The 14,626-nt window shown below is 71.8% G+C and carries 12 protein-coding genes, 1 tRNA gene and 1 pseudogene; 6 read left to right on the top strand and 8 right to left on the bottom strand.

The annotated features are described in order from the left end of the window. Nucleotides 1-309: 309 nt before the first annotated feature. From thrC to RLT57_RS22855, 5 genes are all read right to left on the bottom strand, one after another. Nucleotides 310-1,401 (bottom strand): threonine synthase, encoded by a 1,092-nt coding sequence (thrC, locus tag RLT57_RS22875; RefSeq protein ID WP_311299153.1) that lies wholly within the window; start codon nucleotides 1,399-1,401, stop codon nucleotides 310-312. 7 nt (nucleotides 1,402-1,408) lie between these two features. Then, complete coding sequence (locus RLT57_RS22870) at nucleotides 1,409-2,701, bottom strand: homoserine dehydrogenase (RefSeq protein ID WP_311299152.1); 1,293 nt, start codon at nucleotides 2,699-2,701, stop codon at nucleotides 1,409-1,411. A gap of 465 nt (nucleotides 2,702-3,166) precedes the next feature. After that, a complete protein-coding gene (gene lysA, locus RLT57_RS22865; protein WP_311299151.1) occupies nucleotides 3,167-4,558 on the bottom strand; it encodes a diaminopimelate decarboxylase in 1,392 nt (463 codons plus the stop codon). Between the two features lie 375 nt (nucleotides 4,559-4,933). Continuing rightward, nucleotides 4,934-5,959 (bottom strand): ArgS-related anticodon-binding protein NrtL, encoded by a 1,026-nt coding sequence (nrtL, locus tag RLT57_RS22860; protein ID WP_311299150.1) that lies wholly within the window; start codon nucleotides 5,957-5,959, stop codon nucleotides 4,934-4,936. Between the two features lie 476 nt (nucleotides 5,960-6,435). Continuing rightward, nucleotides 6,436-6,888 carry a response regulator gene (locus RLT57_RS22855; RefSeq protein WP_311299149.1) on the bottom strand — a complete coding sequence of 151 codons (453 nt, stop codon included), beginning with the start codon at nucleotides 6,886-6,888 and terminating at the stop codon, nucleotides 6,436-6,438. A 212-nt stretch (nucleotides 6,889-7,100) separates the two neighbouring features. Between RLT57_RS22855 and RLT57_RS22850 the strand changes: the two genes are divergently transcribed. Then, nucleotides 7,101-7,172 (top strand) — tRNA-Arg (locus RLT57_RS22850). A gap of 360 nt (nucleotides 7,173-7,532) precedes the next feature. Here RLT57_RS22850 and RLT57_RS22845 read toward each other — a convergent pair. Next, complete coding sequence (locus RLT57_RS22845) at nucleotides 7,533-8,534, bottom strand: site-specific integrase (protein ID WP_311299148.1); 1,002 nt, start codon at nucleotides 8,532-8,534, stop codon at nucleotides 7,533-7,535. A 289-nt stretch (nucleotides 8,535-8,823) separates the two neighbouring features. Here RLT57_RS22845 and RLT57_RS22840 point away from each other — a divergent pair, with 289 nt between their 5' ends. Further along, nucleotides 8,824-9,615, top strand: coding sequence for an IS5 family transposase (locus RLT57_RS22840; RefSeq protein ID WP_311295896.1), 792 nt, complete (start codon nucleotides 8,824-8,826; stop codon nucleotides 9,613-9,615). Here RLT57_RS22840 and RLT57_RS22835 read toward each other — a convergent pair. Next, nucleotides 9,572-10,108: a hypothetical protein gene (locus RLT57_RS22835; protein WP_311295897.1), complete on the bottom strand. Its 537-nt coding sequence runs from the start codon at nucleotides 10,106-10,108 to the stop codon at nucleotides 9,572-9,574. The genes RLT57_RS22840 and RLT57_RS22835 overlap by 44 nt on opposite strands. Before the next feature lie 96 nt (nucleotides 10,109-10,204). Between RLT57_RS22835 and RLT57_RS22830 the strand changes: the two are divergent. The 3 genes and pseudogenes from RLT57_RS22830 to RLT57_RS22820 all read left to right on the top strand — a co-directional run. Beyond that, a pseudogene (locus tag RLT57_RS22830) lies at nucleotides 10,205-10,390 on the top strand (hypothetical protein); the annotation flags it as partial. A 454-nt stretch (nucleotides 10,391-10,844) separates the two neighbouring features. After that, complete coding sequence (locus tag RLT57_RS22825; protein ID WP_311299147.1) at nucleotides 10,845-11,135, top strand: hypothetical protein; 291 nt, start codon at nucleotides 10,845-10,847, stop codon at nucleotides 11,133-11,135. 66 nt (nucleotides 11,136-11,201) lie between these two features. Beyond that, nucleotides 11,202-11,759 carry a DUF6884 domain-containing protein gene (locus tag RLT57_RS22820; protein WP_311299146.1) on the top strand — a complete coding sequence of 186 codons (558 nt, stop codon included), beginning with the start codon at nucleotides 11,202-11,204 and terminating at the stop codon, nucleotides 11,757-11,759. Between the two features lie 630 nt (nucleotides 11,760-12,389). On the opposite strand, the gene RLT57_RS22815 is transcribed toward RLT57_RS22820, so the two are convergent. Beyond that, a complete protein-coding gene (locus tag RLT57_RS22815) occupies nucleotides 12,390-13,331 on the bottom strand; it encodes a helix-turn-helix transcriptional regulator (protein WP_311299145.1) in 942 nt (313 codons plus the stop codon). A gap of 103 nt (nucleotides 13,332-13,434) precedes the next feature. On the opposite strand from RLT57_RS22815, the gene RLT57_RS22810 reads away from it, so the two are divergent. Continuing rightward, complete coding sequence (locus RLT57_RS22810; protein ID WP_311299144.1) at nucleotides 13,435-14,463, top strand: aldo/keto reductase; 1,029 nt, start codon at nucleotides 13,435-13,437, stop codon at nucleotides 14,461-14,463. Nucleotides 14,464-14,626 lie beyond the last annotated feature (163 nt).

Raw genomic sequence — 14,626 nt, 5'->3', positions numbered from 1 at the left:
GATGCGCGGAGCATCCGCCGGGATTCGGGGCACACTGCGGTGCCGCTGAGGTCAGCCTATCGAAGGAAGGTTCTTCTGCGACACAGGGCGCACGCACCGCGCTCGATGCGTGTCGCCCCGCCAGTGTGCGCCCCGGCGCCGAGGACCCCTTCGCGCCCCTCGGCCGCCGTCTCCGGGCGCGCCCGGTACAGGTCGTACGGGCCCGGTACGGGCGGGCGGTGCGGCCGTCGGTACGGGCGGGCCGGAGCGCGGGGCCGCCGGACGGGCTCCCGGCGGGGGGAGTCCGTCCGGCGGTCGGAGCGGAAAGCCTCAGGCGAGGCCGAGGTGGGTGGCGGCGGCGTCCGCGTCGACGGGGACGGTGACGGGCTGCGGCGCGCCGGCGACGGCCCAGTCGGGGTCCTTGAGGCCGTTGCCGGTGACCGTGCAGACGATCCGCTGGCCCGGGTCCACCTCGCCCTCGTCCGCCGCCTTCAGCAGGCCGGCCACGGACGCGGCGGAGGCGGGCTCGACGAAGACGCCCTCCTTGGCCGCCAGCAGGCGGTACGCGGACAGGATCTGGCGGTCCGTCACCGCCTCGATGAGGCCGCCGGACTCGTCGCGGGCGGCGACCGCGTACTCCCAGGACGCCGGGTTGCCGATCCGGATCGCGGTGGCGATGGTCTGCGGCTGCGGTACCGGCGCCCCGTTGACGATCGGCGCGGAGCCGGACGCCTGGAAGCCCCACATCCGCGGTGTTTGGGTGGCCATCCCGTCGGCCGCGTACTCGCGGTAGCCACGCCAGTACGCGGTGATGTTCCCCGCGTTGCCCACCGGCAGGACGTGGATGTCGGGGGCGTCGCCGAGCGCGTCGACGATCTCGAAGGCGGCCGTCTTCTGTCCCTCGATCCGCACCGGGTTGACCGAGTTGACCAGCGCCACCGGGTATTTCTCGCTCAGGCCGCGGGCCAGTTGCAGGCAGTCGTCGAAGTTGCCGTCGACCTGGAGGATGCGGCTGCCGTGCACCAGCGCCTGCCCCATCTTGCCGAGGGCGATCTTGCCCTGCGGCACCAGCACCGCGCACACCATGCCGGCCCGTACCGCGTAGGCCGCGGCCGACGCGGAGGTGTTGCCGGTGGAGGCGCAGATGACGGCCTGGGCGCCGTCCTGCTTGGCCTTGGAGATGGCCATGGTCATCCCGCGGTCCTTGAAGGACCCGGTCGGGTTGGCCCCCTCGACCTTCAGGTAGACATCGCAGCCGGTCCGCTCCGACAGCAGCTGCGCCGGAACCAGCGGGGTGCCACCCTCCAGCAGCGTGACCACCGGGGTGTCCGCGCCGACCGGCAGCCGGCCGCGGTACTCCTCGATGATGCCGCGCCACTGGTGGGTGCCGGACATTCGGGGCTGATCGATGGTTGCGTTCATAGCGGTCCTACTCCCCTTCAACGCGCATGATGCTGGCGACGCCGCGTACGGTGTCGAGTTTCCGCAGGCTGGACACGGTCGCGGAGAGCGCGGCGTCCAGTGCGCGGTGGGTGACGACGACGAGGGACGCCTCGCCGTCCCTGCCCTGCTGGCGCACCGTGTCGATCGACACATCGTGCTCGGCGAACACCGTCGCGACCTGAGCCAGGACGCCCGGTTTGTCCGCCACATCGAGGCTGATGTGGTAGCGGGTGACCACATCCCCCATGGGGCTGACCGGCAGCCGCGTGTACGCGGACTCGCCGGCCCCGGTGGTGGCCGCCAGTTTGTTGCGGCAGGCGGCCACCAGGTCGCCGAGAACGGCGGAGGCGGTGGGTGCGCCGCCCGCGCCGGGACCGTAGAACATCAGCCGGCCGGCCGCCTCCGCCTCGACGACGACGGCGTTGTACGCCTCGCGGACCGATGCGAGCGGGTGGCTGAGCGGGATCATCGCGGGGTGCACCCGGGCCGTCACCGACCGGCCGTCGGGCGCGCGCTCGCAGACGGCCAGCAGCTTCACCGTACAGCCCATCTGGCGGGCGGAGGCGATGTCGGCGGCGGTGACCTCGGTGAGGCCCTCGCGGTACACGTCGTCGATGGTCACCCGGGTGTGGAAGGCGATGCCGGCCAGGATCGCCGCCTTCGCGGCGGCGTCGAAGCCCTCCACGTCGGCGGTCGGGTCGGCCTCGGCGTAACCGAGCGCGGTCGCCTCGTCCAGTGCCTCGCTGTAGCCGGCGCCGGTGGAGTCCATCTTGTCGAGGATGAAGTTGGTGGTGCCGTTGACGATGCCCAGCACCCGGTTCACCTTGTCGCCGGCCAGCGACTCGCGCAGCGGCCTGATCAGCGGGATCGCGCCCGCGACGGCGGCCTCGTAGTAGAGGTCCACCTTGTGCTCGGCGGCCTTGGCGTGCAGCCCGGCGCCGTCGGCGGCGAGCAGCGCCTTGTTGGCGGAGACCACCGAGGCACCGTGCTCGAAGGCGGTGGTGATGAGCGTGCGGACCGGCTCGATGCCGCCGACGACCTCGACGACGACGTCCAGGTCGCCGCGCTTGACCAGCGCGGTGGCGTCGGTGGTGAGCAGCTCGGCGGGGACGCCCGCGCGGACCCGGTTGGGGCGGCGTACCGCGATCCCGGCCAACTCGATCGGTGCGCCGATCCGCGCGGCGAGGTCGTCGGCGTGCGTGGTGATGATGCGCGTGACCTCGGAGCCGACCACACCGCAGCCCAGCAGCGCCACCTTCAGCGGACGCGTACGCATCATCCGACCTCGTCTCTCTTGCGGTTTCTCATGCAGGCTGCGGGTGCGGAACGCGGGGGGGCACCTGCCGGACCTGTGCCGAACCAGTCTCACGCACCGGACGGGAGAAGCCACGCACTGTCCGGATCGCGAGACCGGCCGGGCGGGCGTGATTTTTTCGCCTCCGGTCGACGATCCCGCGTTTTTTCGGGGTCGGCCGGGGCTCGGGACGGCGAATTCTCCGCCGGGCGGTGGGCGGGGTCCGGGCGGTCCGGGTGCCCCGCGCCGGTCCGCCCGGGGGCAGGGGCGCGGCCGCGGGACGGTCCGGGTGCCCCGGGGCCCCGCAGCGGGGATCCGGGGCCCGGCCTGCCGGCGGCGGGGGTCGGGGGGCGGGGCGGGCGTACCCGCGGCGGCGGTCCGGGGGCCCGGGAGCGGGGCCCCGGGAGCGGGGCCCGGGGGCGGGGCCCGGGGGCGTACCGGCTCCGGGTGTCAGCCGACGTCCAGCCCCAACAGGTCCTCCTCCGTCTCCCGGCGCACGATCACCCGGGCCCGTCCGTCGGCGACCGCCACGACCGGGGGCCGCAGCGCGTGGTTGTAGTTGCTCGCCATGGCCCGGCAGTACGCACCCGTGGCCGGCACCGCGAGGAGGTCGCCCGGGGCCACGTCAGCGGGCAGGAAGGCGTCCTTCACCACGATGTCGCCGCTCTCGCAGTGCTTGCCGACCACCCGGCTGAGCATCGGCGCCGCGTCGCTCGTACGGGAGACCAGCGCCACGCTGTACTCCGCGTCGTAGAGCGCGGTGCGGATGTTGTCCGACATGCCGCCGTCCACGCTCACGTACGTCCGCAGGCCCTCCAGCGGCTTCACCGTGCCGACCTCGTAGAGGGTGAACGCCGTCGGGCCGACGATCGCCCGGCCCGGCTCGACGGACAGCCGCGGCGGCGCGAGGCGGGCCGCGTCGCACTCCCGGGCGACGATCTCGCCGAGCGCCTTGGCGATCTCGTGCGGCTCGCGCGGGTCGTCGTCCGGCGTGTACGCGATGCCGAGGCCGCCGCCGAGGTCGATCTCCGGCAGCTCCACGCCGTGCTCGTCCCGTACCTCGGCCAGCAGCGACACGACGCGGCGCGCGGCCACCTCGAAACCCGCCATGTCGAAGATCTGCGAGCCGATGTGGCTGTGGATGCCGACGAGTTCGAGGCTGTCCAGGTTCAGCACCCGGCGGACCGCCTCGGCGGCCTGGCCGTCGGCGAGACCGATGCCGAACTTCTGGTCCTCGTGCGCGGTCGCGATGAACTCGTGGGTGTGCGCCTCGACGCCGACGGTCACCCGGATCTGCACCCGCTGCCGCTTGCCCTGCCGTCCGGCCTCCGCCGCCACCCGGACGATCTCCTGGAAGGAGTCCAGCACGATCCGGCCGACGCCCGCCTCGATCGCCCGGCGGATCTCCGCCGTGCTCTTGTTGTTGCCGTGCAGGGCGATGCGGTCGGCCGGCATCCCGCCGTCGAGCGCCACGGCCAGCTCGGTGCCGGAGCAGACGTCGAGGTTGAGCCCCTCCTCGTACAGCCACTTCACGACGGCCCGGGACAGGAACGCCTTGCCGGCGTAGAAGACGTCGGCGCCCTGCCCGAAGGCGGCCCGCCAGGCACGGCAGCGGGCCCGGAAGTCGGCCTCGTCGAGGAAGTACGCCGGCGTGCCGAACTCCTCGGCGAGGTCGCGTACGTCGAGGCCGGCGATCTCGGCGGCGCCGTCAGCGTTACGGGTGACGGTGCGGGACCAGACGCGGGGGTGGAGGTGGTTGAGGTCGGCCGGCGGCGCGGAGTAGTGCCCTTCGGGCAGCACGTCGGCGTGGCGGGGGCCTGCGGGGTGTGCGGAGCGGCTCACGGGTGGGGCTTTCTTGTGGTCGGGGGTGGGGTGGTGGTGGCATGGGGAGGGGTTCGGGGCCGGTCACGGGGCCGGCGCCGGGTCGGCTACGGGCCCGGTCACGGCGTCGGCACGGGTTCGGCACGGGTTCGGGGTGGGGTCGGCACGGGTTCGGGGTCGGCGGGAGGGGCGGTCGGGGCTACGGTCTCAGGCTCCGGGCTCCCGGCGGGAGGTGGCGGCGCGGGCGGCGGTGGGTCAGGGCGGGGGCGGGGCGTGGGCCGGGGTGCGGTGGTGCCGGTCGCCCGGTCCGAGCGGGGGCGGGGGCACTGGTCGAGGTTCGGGGTCGGCGGGAGGGGCGGCGGCGGGTGCGGGGGTGCGGCGGGCGTCATGCCCGCCTCACACGTACTCGGGGGCGCTGATACCGAGCAGGCACAGCCCCCCCGCGAGCACGATGCCCGTCGCCTCGGCGAGCCGGATCCGCGCGCCGTGGGCGGCCGAGGGTTTCTCGTCCCCTTTGGGCAGCGGCGGGCACTCGTCGTGAAACCTGAGGAACGCGTCCGCCAGCCGCTCCATATGCCGTGCCACCCGGTCGGGCGCCCGCCGCCGGGCCGCGGTCTCGACCACCCGCGGATAGTCCGCGATCAGCCCGAGCAGCTCGGTTTCGGCCGGGTGGTGGTACGGCGCCGTCCGTGGGTCCTCCGCCGCCTCGACGTCGACCCCCAGTTCCGCCGCGTTCCGCGCCAGCGCCCGCGTCCGCGCGTGGGCGTACCGGATCCGGAACAGCGGATTGCTCTCCCGCTGCTCCAACAGCTCGACCCCGACCCGCGGCACGTCCTCCCCCGGCGGCCGCAGCAGCCCCCACCGCAGGGCGTCCGCCCCCACGTCCGCCACGGCCCCCGCGGGCTCCGCGACCTCGACCGGCTCCTGCCGGAGCCCGCCGCCCGCCGCAGTCGGCGGTCCGCCGTCCAGCTGCCGTACGCCGGTCGCCCGGAGCAGCCGGTTGACCGCCTCCGCGACGACCCGGCCGCGGAGCGCACCCCATTCCGCGGTCATCGCGACGGCCTCGTCGGCCAGGCCGTCCCCGTGCCCGTACTGCGCCCCCTGAGCCCGCACCTGCCGTACGACGTCGCCATAGGCGCGCGCGCTCAGCGTGATGTTCAAGAACCCCCGGCCGGCGATCTCCACCTGCGCGATGCCGGGCTCCCGCGCCAGCCGCCGCGCCAGGATCTCCGCCACCGCCTGCGGCGTCCGCCCGGCCGGCCCGGCCAGCTGAAGGGCCACGTTCGTCGCGTAGTCCCCGCACCCGGGACGCGGTGGCCGCCGCACCACCACCTTCTCCGGCACCGCCACCAGCAGCTCCTCCGCCGCGACAGCACGGCGCACCGTACTGAGGACGGCGCGGGACAGCTCGGCGGGAGTCACAACGAGAAGCCTAGGCGAGCCCCGCCCAGCCGTGGCGAGCGGGTTTTGCCTCCCACCGACCGCCGCACCGGGGCTCGGCCGGCCGGCAACCGCATCCGTACGGCCGGACACCCCGGCGGGAAACCCGGACCCGCCCCGACTGCACCGGCGCGGCGCGATCGGCCCGGCACCGCGCCCCCTGCCGGCACCCGCCCACGACCTGCCCTGACCCGAAGCGGCCGGCCCGGCGCCGCGACTCCCGCGGGCACCCCCACCCACAACCTGACACGGCCCGACGTGCCCGGCCCGCCGCCCCGACGGACACCGCCCGTAGCCCCTCCTGACAGACGGCTCGGCGGCGCGCGGCCGGCGTCGGATCAGCACGGGAGTCGCGTCCGCTTCCGCGGCGGCACGGACATCCGTCCATCCGGGCACGTCCGAACACCCGTAGCCGTAGCCTCCGTACGCGGTGGTGACCCTCGGACGTCCAGCTCCGCTCAGCTCCCGCTCGGCGCCCCGCCCGGAGCGGCGGCGGCCTGCCCGCGGGGCTGCTCGGGCGGCGGCTGGGCCGGTAACGACCCGCGTCCGATCAACCGCCGTACCGTCTCCACCAGATGCTGCGGCTCGAACGGCTTGCCCACGTACGCGTCCACCGACCCGGGCCCGCCGGACGCCTCCGGCGGCGACCCCGCGCTGACCATCACGATCCCGACCCCGCGCGTGCGCGGATCCGCCCGCAGCCGCGCCGCCGTCCGCACCCCGTCCAGCCTCGGCATCACGACATCCAGCGTGATCACGTCCGGCTGCACGCTGTGCACGATCTCCAGGCACTCGGCACCATCAGCCGCGGTCACGACCTCGAAGCCCTCCAGCTCGAGGTTGACCCTGATCAGCTGCCGGATCACCTTGTTGTCATCGACAACAAGCACCCGGCCGGACGCGCCCGCCACACCAGAAAGCCTAGGCGCGCCCCTCGCGATGCGTCCGCGTTTTGCCCATTTCTTCCCCGCCCCGAGTGACTCCCCCCGCTCCCACCTGCCCCAACACCCCCCACGCCCCTCTCCCCCGCCCTCCCCGCCACCCCGAAATCCCCGTACACGTCCACCCCTCCCGAGCTGGTAGTGTTCTTCCCGTCGCCCCCACCAGGGGCAACACCGGTCCAGCCCCCGTAGCTCAGGGGATAGAGCAACGGCCTCCGGAGCCGTGTGCGCAGGTTCGAATCCTGCCGGGGGCACTCCGGAAAAGCCCGTTGACCTGCGGAAACGCAAGTCTGACGGGCTTTTATTTTTGCCAAGACACACGGCCAGTGAGGCCGTTGCACTTTCCGCCACGGACAATCGGCCAGGCCGCTGACCAGGCACTTTCAGACGCGAGTGGTTCGTCGACCGCCCAAGCGAGGGGCACTTTCCGCAGCCTGTGGCGTATTCGTGACGCGGAAGGAAGACCGCCGGGCGGGACGCCCAGGGCGTAGACGAGCGAGACGTGCCGCCGGTAGACCCTGCTGGAGCGCCTTGAAATCCCGGCTGTCTTGCCGCGGAAACGGAGTCCGCATCGTCACGGAGTGCGACAGCGTCAGCCGCGGCGAGGGGTCGCGCTACTCGTAGTCGCCCAGGAATTTGTCGATGCGGTCATTTGCGACCGTCTGGCGCCCGTAGAGGCACTTCGCATAGGTGCGCAGCAGCGTCTCGACGGTGTTGCCGGCCCGCTCTGCGACCTCGGTGGGATCCACTCCAGCGTTCAGCCACGTCGACAGCGCCGAGTGCCGCAGGTCGTACGCGCGAGCAACAAGAGGCGATTCCACCAGATCCGGTGGGAGCGCCAAGATGCGCGCGTCCCGCAAGGTCGTGCAATAGCCGCTGGAACCCAGCACTCGCCCCCGCTCGGTGAAGAACATTCTTCCGTCGGCCGCCGTGCCGAACGTGTCGACGCTCTGCCTCCAGATCGTCACCAATTGTGGCGGCAGTGGCACCACACGAACCGCTCCGCGCCTCCGGCTCTTCAGACCGCGTTCATCGTGGTTACGGCCGCTGTCCGTGTACCTCTTGCCCGCCTGGGGACGAGTCTCGTGCAGCACGAACCTGCCCCAGCCGTGAGCCGGCAGAACACAGTCCTGGTACTTCACGGCCACAGCTTCCTCGGGCCGCAGACCGGCGTAGTACATCCCCGCGAAGAACCCAACCAGCCGCCGCCCCCGAGCCCGCCCGTACAGCCCTACGTACGACAGGGCGTCCAGCAGAGAGCGAGCCTGGCCCGGATTCACCAAAACTCGCGGATCGACCTCCTCGTCGTCCGTCGGCACCTGCCAGCGGATCTCGGGAATCAGGTCGTCACCGGCGCCTCCCCCGCCGAACGCGTAGCCAACCGCATTCACCAGCGCCTTCTTACAGTGCCGTTGCGTGCTTCCCGGCACCGCAGACCCATCCGCTCGGACGCTCAGCGACCGGATAACCCCCCTCATCACTTCCGGATCCAGAAGATCGTCCACGGGCCGCGTCGCCCGAGCCACCCAGCGCAACGCCATCCGCTCGTCGCCCGGTACCTCCCGGTCCTCCGGACGCGGCACCACAAACGCCCGAAGCCGCAGCGCCCGGCGCAACAACTCCTCGTCGGGCCTCAGTCGCTGTTGTCGTTCCGGTCCTGAGAGATGCGTGTCGAACGGGAGTCCCGATTGGGTGGTCTCGGAGGCTTGGGCGCATAGAGGTGGGGCCTCCTGAACAGCTCGTTGGTGTCGAATCACCGAGCAACATCAGGAGGCCCCGGTGCCGCAGTGTTCCGTCTCGACGGCAGCACAGTCCAGTTGGGTCGCCCGGGAGTGTGACTGTCTGGCTCACCGGTTCGGAAACGCCGCCGACAACGGAACGCGTCAGCAGTGTTATCCGTCGGACATGACGGACGCCGAGTGGGCTGCTGTTCGGCCACTGCTGCCGGTACCGGGCTGGATGCGCGGGCGGGGCGGGCAGCCGGAGGCGTACTGCCACCGGGCAATACTGGACGCGGTCCGCTATCTGGTCGACAACGGAATCAAGTGGCGTGCGATGCCGGCTGATTTCCCGCCGTGGGACCGGGTCTACGCGTTCTTCCGCCGCTGGCGCGACCATGGCCTGGCCCGGGAGTTCCACGACCGGCTGCGCGGGCAGGTCCGTACCCGTGTCGGCCGGGACAGCGAGCCGACGGCCGGGGTGATCGACTCACAGTCGGTCAAGGCCGATGCCGTCGTCGGCACCGACAGCCGCGGCTTCGACGGCGGCAAGCTGATCAACGGCCGAAAGCGGCACATCGTCGTCGACACGCTCGGCCTGCTGCTTGGCGTGATGGTCACCGCCGCGGATATCGGCGATCGCACCGCCGCGACGGTCCTGCTCCAGCGGGTGGCCGACGCGCACCACCGCCTGGCCCTGGTCTGGGCCGACAGCGGCTACACCGGAAGCCTCGTCGAGCACTGCCTGGCCGTACTCGCCCTGGTCCTGCAGGTCGTCAAACGCAGCGACAACCAGAAGGGCTTCGTGGTGCTGCCCAAACGGTGGATTGTGGAGCGCACGAACGCCTGGCTGATGCGCACCCGCCGGCTGGCCCGCGACTACGAGCGCCGCACCACCACCGCCGAGGCGATGGTCTACTGGTCGATGACCCTGCTCATGACCCGCCGCCTGGCCCGGACACACCCGCAGCAGGCGTGAACCGGCCCGGGCCGGGCTCGGCCAGCCAGCCACGGGCGACCAGGCGTTTCGCCTTCGCCCGCAAGCCCTCCACCCGCGCCGGCACCGCGTCCATACCGAACGATGCGGCCATCTCCTGGCAGGTCAGCGGCCCTTGATGAAGCCGGACACGGTCCGCGAGGAGCTGCACGATGCGCTGGTAGTCCACCGACAGAACCGACCAGCCGAGGCCCTCACGCCACACCGGCACCTGCGATCCCGGCTTCACCGCATCCGCCGGCACCGCCGGCACGTGCTCGCCCGGCGGATCCGGGGTGGTCTTCGTGCTGATGGTCTCGGCGCTGCCGGGTGCCAGCACCGTATCGACGCGCCTGCGGGCGACCGTCCACTCCTGCCATTCCAGCTCGGCCGCGGCCAGCTCGGCCTGGATCCGGTCGGCCTCCTCCCGCAGCCGGCCAACGCGACGACGAGCAGCGAGCTCGTGCTGTTCCAGCAGTCCGACAACCGACGGCATCCCGGCCTCCCCGGCGAGTAACAACCCGACAGGCCACAACTCCCACGAAATCACCGAACCCATGCCTGACCAGTGAAAACGCCGCCCTCAAGTTCGGAACGACAACAGCGACTCACCCGCATCAAACGCCTCACCACCGCCGGCTGCGCCGTACTCCAGCTCACCCTCACCACCAACTCCCGCCACCTGCCGGGAACCACCCCGCTCCACCTACCCCAGCCCTCCAGTGCCCCCGCCGCCATCGCCAAGGCCGCCACCGACGCCATTCGCAGAACACGCTGAGACGCCGGCACACAATCACGACGATCAGACGCACAAGCCCCCAACGGCCAACGCCTCGTCCCCCGAACCAACCCACGTTCGAGTGACGGCGCGTCCGTCTGCGGCAGACAACCTGCACCACCCCTCGACGGGACTTTGTGATCCATGCTCCCTGCGCGACGCCGCGTCAGCGTGCGGCGCAGCTCATCGCAGCCACGCCGCCTGGCATCCGCCGAACGGCCCCCCAGCACTCACTACCAGCACACCCGTCCGCGCCACCCGCTGACCGCGCACCGCCGACAGACAGGCTGGCGCCGCGCACGAAAGGCATCATCTGCACCCGCTCACCGTCACCGGGGCCCGCATCCTCGCCGACCACGACAACGGCACCGTCACCGGACACCCCGCCGCCCTGGCCCGCCTCCAAGCCGACCACCTGATCACCGGCCGCCAACCCGACAGCGACACCCACCAGATGACGGACGCCGGCCGGCTGGCGTACGAACAGTGGAAGAGCGAGTACGGCCCGCCCGCCCCGGCTCCCGCAACCGGCATACTGCCCAAACTTCCCGGACCACAGCACGACGCGGTCCTCGCCGCCGCCCGCCGCCCCGACCACCTGGCTCCGGGCATCGACGACCACGTGCCCGGCTTCTTCAATAGGCGGACCCTGGCCGCCGTCCGCACTGCCGGCTACGCCGACATGCGGCCCTGCGAGCATGGCGTCATCCACGGCACCTGGGAGCAGACCGGCCGGGCCCTCTAGCTCACCCCGGCCGGACGCGAGTATGCACGCCAGCGCGGCAACATCCCCTGCCAACGGCGTCGGATCGTGATCGTCGCCTGCGGCTCGAGAAAGGCCGAGCCGTCCTGGGAGAAGTTCGGCTACCGGGACGTCATCCCCGCCGGCCAGCTCTACACCGGCCCGTGGCATCGCTCCCTGCGGCTCGCCGCCGACGCACTGGCCGACCAGACCCTGATCCGGATCCTGTCAGCGCGACACGGCCTGGTCCCCCTGGAACGTCCCCTGTTCCCGTACGACACCCGGCTCGGCGACCGGGACGTCATCACCCCGGAGCGGCTGGCCCGGCAGACCGCCGCCCTCGACCTCGACGACGCGCACGTGATCTTCCTCGGCGGCCGGAACTACGCCCACCTGCTCAAACAGTCGGTCCCCCACACCCTGACACCACTCGCCGGCGGCCTGGGCGAACAACGAGCCCAGTGCCACGCCGTCAGCCGTTCCGCCAATCTCGCCGCCGCGTGGTGGACCGTCGCAGCCCGTCTGGCAGACCACGGAGCTGGAGAAACGGCGAAGAAGCCAGCCGGAGTACCGCCGACCGGTCCCTACCCGTCCGCAATCCGCAGCAGACGCGCTGCGGGCCGATAGGCCGGCACCGGTAGTCGGGGAAAATGCCGGTGCCGCGACACAGACTCAGCCGCTCCGCAGAGCTATCGCCCTGGCGGCCGAGTCAGCCTAAGCAGCGCGCCGTTCTCCGGCGTGCTTGGCACGCCGGAGAACAGTCCCGGAAGCGACGCGGCCGTCAACTCCCTGCCCGGCCGGTAGGTGCAGCCCCGCGCGTGCAGGGAGCAGCCATGGATCGCCCGTTCGCGAGCGTCCGTTGAGGGAACAGCCCCGCTGGTGCGGGGAGCAGCCGAGGTTCCGGAAGACCTCGGCCCAGAAGCGGAAGTCCTTCGGAGACATCCCGATCGCCGGTAAATAAACGTACCATCGCGCGAGGTGCGTGAACCCCTGCCGGTGTGACTTTGCACGGTAGATAGCCACTTTGCAGGGTTGATGGCCACACTTTTCGCACTACCTGGCCAGTCGATCAGTCCGGGTCGGCGGATGCCGAGGCCACCGCGAGCGCCAAGTGCGGGATGGCTACCAGGGGCACTGCCCGGCCATCTGGCTCGCGTCATCACGTGGCGCCCGCTCCGGCCGGTGCTCACCTACGCGGCCGACAAGCGGACGCGCGCATCGGCCAGGGCTCGCGGGAAGTTGAGCGGAACCGACGCGTCATAGCGTCTCGGTCCGAACGCGGCCGGTGGCGTCCTGTCGCAGGCGGGCCCGGTAGCGCAGCGGCGACTCGCCCACGACCCGTTTGAACGCCGTGCTGAACGCGCTCTCCGAGCCATAGCCCAACTCCTCGGCGAGCGCCGCGACGCGCGTGTCACCGTCCCGAAGCGCGCGCTGGGCGAGCAGCATGCGCCACCGTCCCAGGTAGGTCAGCGGTGGCACACCGGCCGCCTCCCGAAACCGCTCGGCGAAGGTCGTCCGGGACATCGCGGCGGCCCGCGCCAACTCCTCGAGCCCCCAGGCGCACCCGGGACGGCCGTGCAGCAGGTCGAGGGCGGGACGGAGGCGCTCGTCGACGAGCAGCCGCAGCCAGCCGGACGGCAGTACGGACTGGTCGACGTAGGACCGCAACAGCTCCAGCAGGAAGAGCTGACCGTACTGCCGGATCGCGAAGGCCGAGCCGAGCCGCTGCGCGGTCGCCTCGTCGAAGAGACGCAGCAGGGCGGCGAGGAGCCGGTCGTCCTCACCGGCCGACCTGATGTGGGCCAGTGGCGGCAGTGATTCGAGGAGGAGCGTGCTTCCGGCCTCGTTCAGACTGACGCAGCCACCGATGACGATGTCGTCGGCGTCGCGGTCAGAGCGCGCGAAGCGGCCGGTGGAGAAGTCGGATTCCGGCTGCACCTCCTGGCGTGGTTCCGCGCCGGCCTCGAACGCGACCCAGGAGCGGCCGGTGAGGATCGCCACGTCACCCGCCACGAGGTCGACCGGCTCGTCGATCCCGTCGGTGGTGAGGCGAGCCCGACCACTGACGAGCGCGAAGAACTTGACCGGGTCGGAGAGCGGTCCGCGGCCCCACCATCCGCCGCGGGCCGCGATGCCGCCGGTGAGGACGCCGCGGACCTCGACCAGATCGAGTGCTTCGGAGAGTCGGTCGGGGGTCATGCCCGTACTCTCGCTCAAAAAATAAGGACTTACAAGTATTCATCGTCCGTCGGTTCCCCGCCAGACTGACGCCGTACCTCGCAAACGGACCCCAGGAGAGAACATGCGTTACCGCGGCCTCGGCAAGACCGGGATCAAGGTCAGCTCCTACGCTCTCGGCGCCATGATGTTCGGTGCCCTCGGCAACCCCGACCACGACGACTGCGTCCGCATCATCCACCGGGCCCTGGACGCCGGCATCAACCTCATCGACACGGCCGACATGTACGCGCACGGCGAGTCGGAGGAGATCGTCGGCCGTGCGCTGAAGGGGCGCCGGGCCGACATCGTGCTCGCGACGAAGGCCCGGTTCCCGATGAGCGACGAACCGAACCACCAAGGCGCGTCCCGGCACTGGCTGGTGCGCGCGCTGGAGGACTCGCTGCGCCGCCTCGATACCGACTACGTGGACATCTACCAGATTCACCGCCCGGACCCCGACACGGACATCGAGGAGACGCTCGGGGCCCTCACCGACCTGCAGCGAGCCGGCAAGATCCGCACCTTCGGCACCTCGGCCATGCCCGCCTCCGAGCTCGTCCGCGCCCACTGGGTCGCCGAACGGCGCGGCCTGGCCCGGCCGCGTACCGAGCAACCGGTGTACTCGATCCTCAACCGGGGCATCGAGCGCGAGGTGCTCCCGGTGGCGCAGGAGTTCGGCATGGGCACCCTGGTCTGGTCGCCGCTCGGCGGCGGGCTGCTGACCGGGCGCTACCGGAAGGGCCAGGAGGCCGCGACGCACCGCTCGCAGTACGGCTTCGAACACCTCAAGGACGACCGGCGGCTCGACGCCGTCGAACAGCTCATCCCGCTCGCCGAAGAGGCGGGCATGCCGCTGACCCATCTGGCGATGGGCTTCGTGCTCGCTCACCCCGGCGTCACATCCGCGCTCCTCGGACCGCGGACCATGGCACACCTGGACGATCTGCTCGCGGGCGCCGAGGTCACGCTCCCGGACGACGTCCTGGACCGGATCGACGCCATCGTGCCGCCCGGCACGGACACGGGCACGCTCGACATGGCCTACCAGCCGCCGGCCATCCGCCAGCGGGAATCGAGGCGCCGGCCGCCGGTCGAACGCGCAGCGGCGTGACAACAGCGCGACGGCACAGCGCGGTGCGGAGGCTCAGGATTGCGGGTCCAGAGTCCCAGCCGCCAGACCCACCTGGCTCCGTTCACGAGTCCGTTCTCATGAACGTCAACCTGGCCGATCACGAGCTGCCCGCCGGTTGGCCAAGTAGCCTGAAAGCTCTGGC

Source organism: Streptomyces sp. ITFR-21, assembly GCF_031844685.1.
In the GTDB taxonomy this organism is placed as follows: domain Bacteria; phylum Actinomycetota; class Actinomycetes; order Streptomycetales; family Streptomycetaceae; genus Actinacidiphila.
This window is presented reverse-complemented; position numbering and strand designations above follow the sequence as displayed.

Excerpts from the sequence above, each read along its gene's own strand:
- thrC (WP_311299153.1), bottom strand. The coding sequence starts at position 1,401 with ATGAACGCAACCATCGATCAGCCCCGAATGTCCGGCACCCACCAGTGG.
- RLT57_RS22870 (WP_311299152.1), bottom strand. The coding sequence starts at position 2,701 with ATGATGCGTACGCGTCCGCTGAAGGTGGCGCTGCTGGGCTGCGGTGTG.
- RLT57_RS22840 (WP_311295896.1), top strand. The coding sequence starts at position 8,824 with ATGACGGACGCCGAGTGGGCTGCTGTTCGGCCACTGCTGCCGGTACCG.
- RLT57_RS22835 (WP_311295897.1), bottom strand. The coding sequence starts at position 10,108 with ATGCCGTCGGTTGTCGGACTGCTGGAACAGCACGAGCTCGCTGCTCGT.
- RLT57_RS22825 (WP_311299147.1), top strand. The coding sequence starts at position 10,845 with ATGACGGACGCCGGCCGGCTGGCGTACGAACAGTGGAAGAGCGAGTAC.
- RLT57_RS22815 (WP_311299145.1), bottom strand. The coding sequence starts at position 13,331 with ATGACCCCCGACCGACTCTCCGAAGCACTCGATCTGGTCGAGGTCCGC.
- RLT57_RS22810 (WP_311299144.1), top strand. The coding sequence starts at position 13,435 with ATGCGTTACCGCGGCCTCGGCAAGACCGGGATCAAGGTCAGCTCCTAC.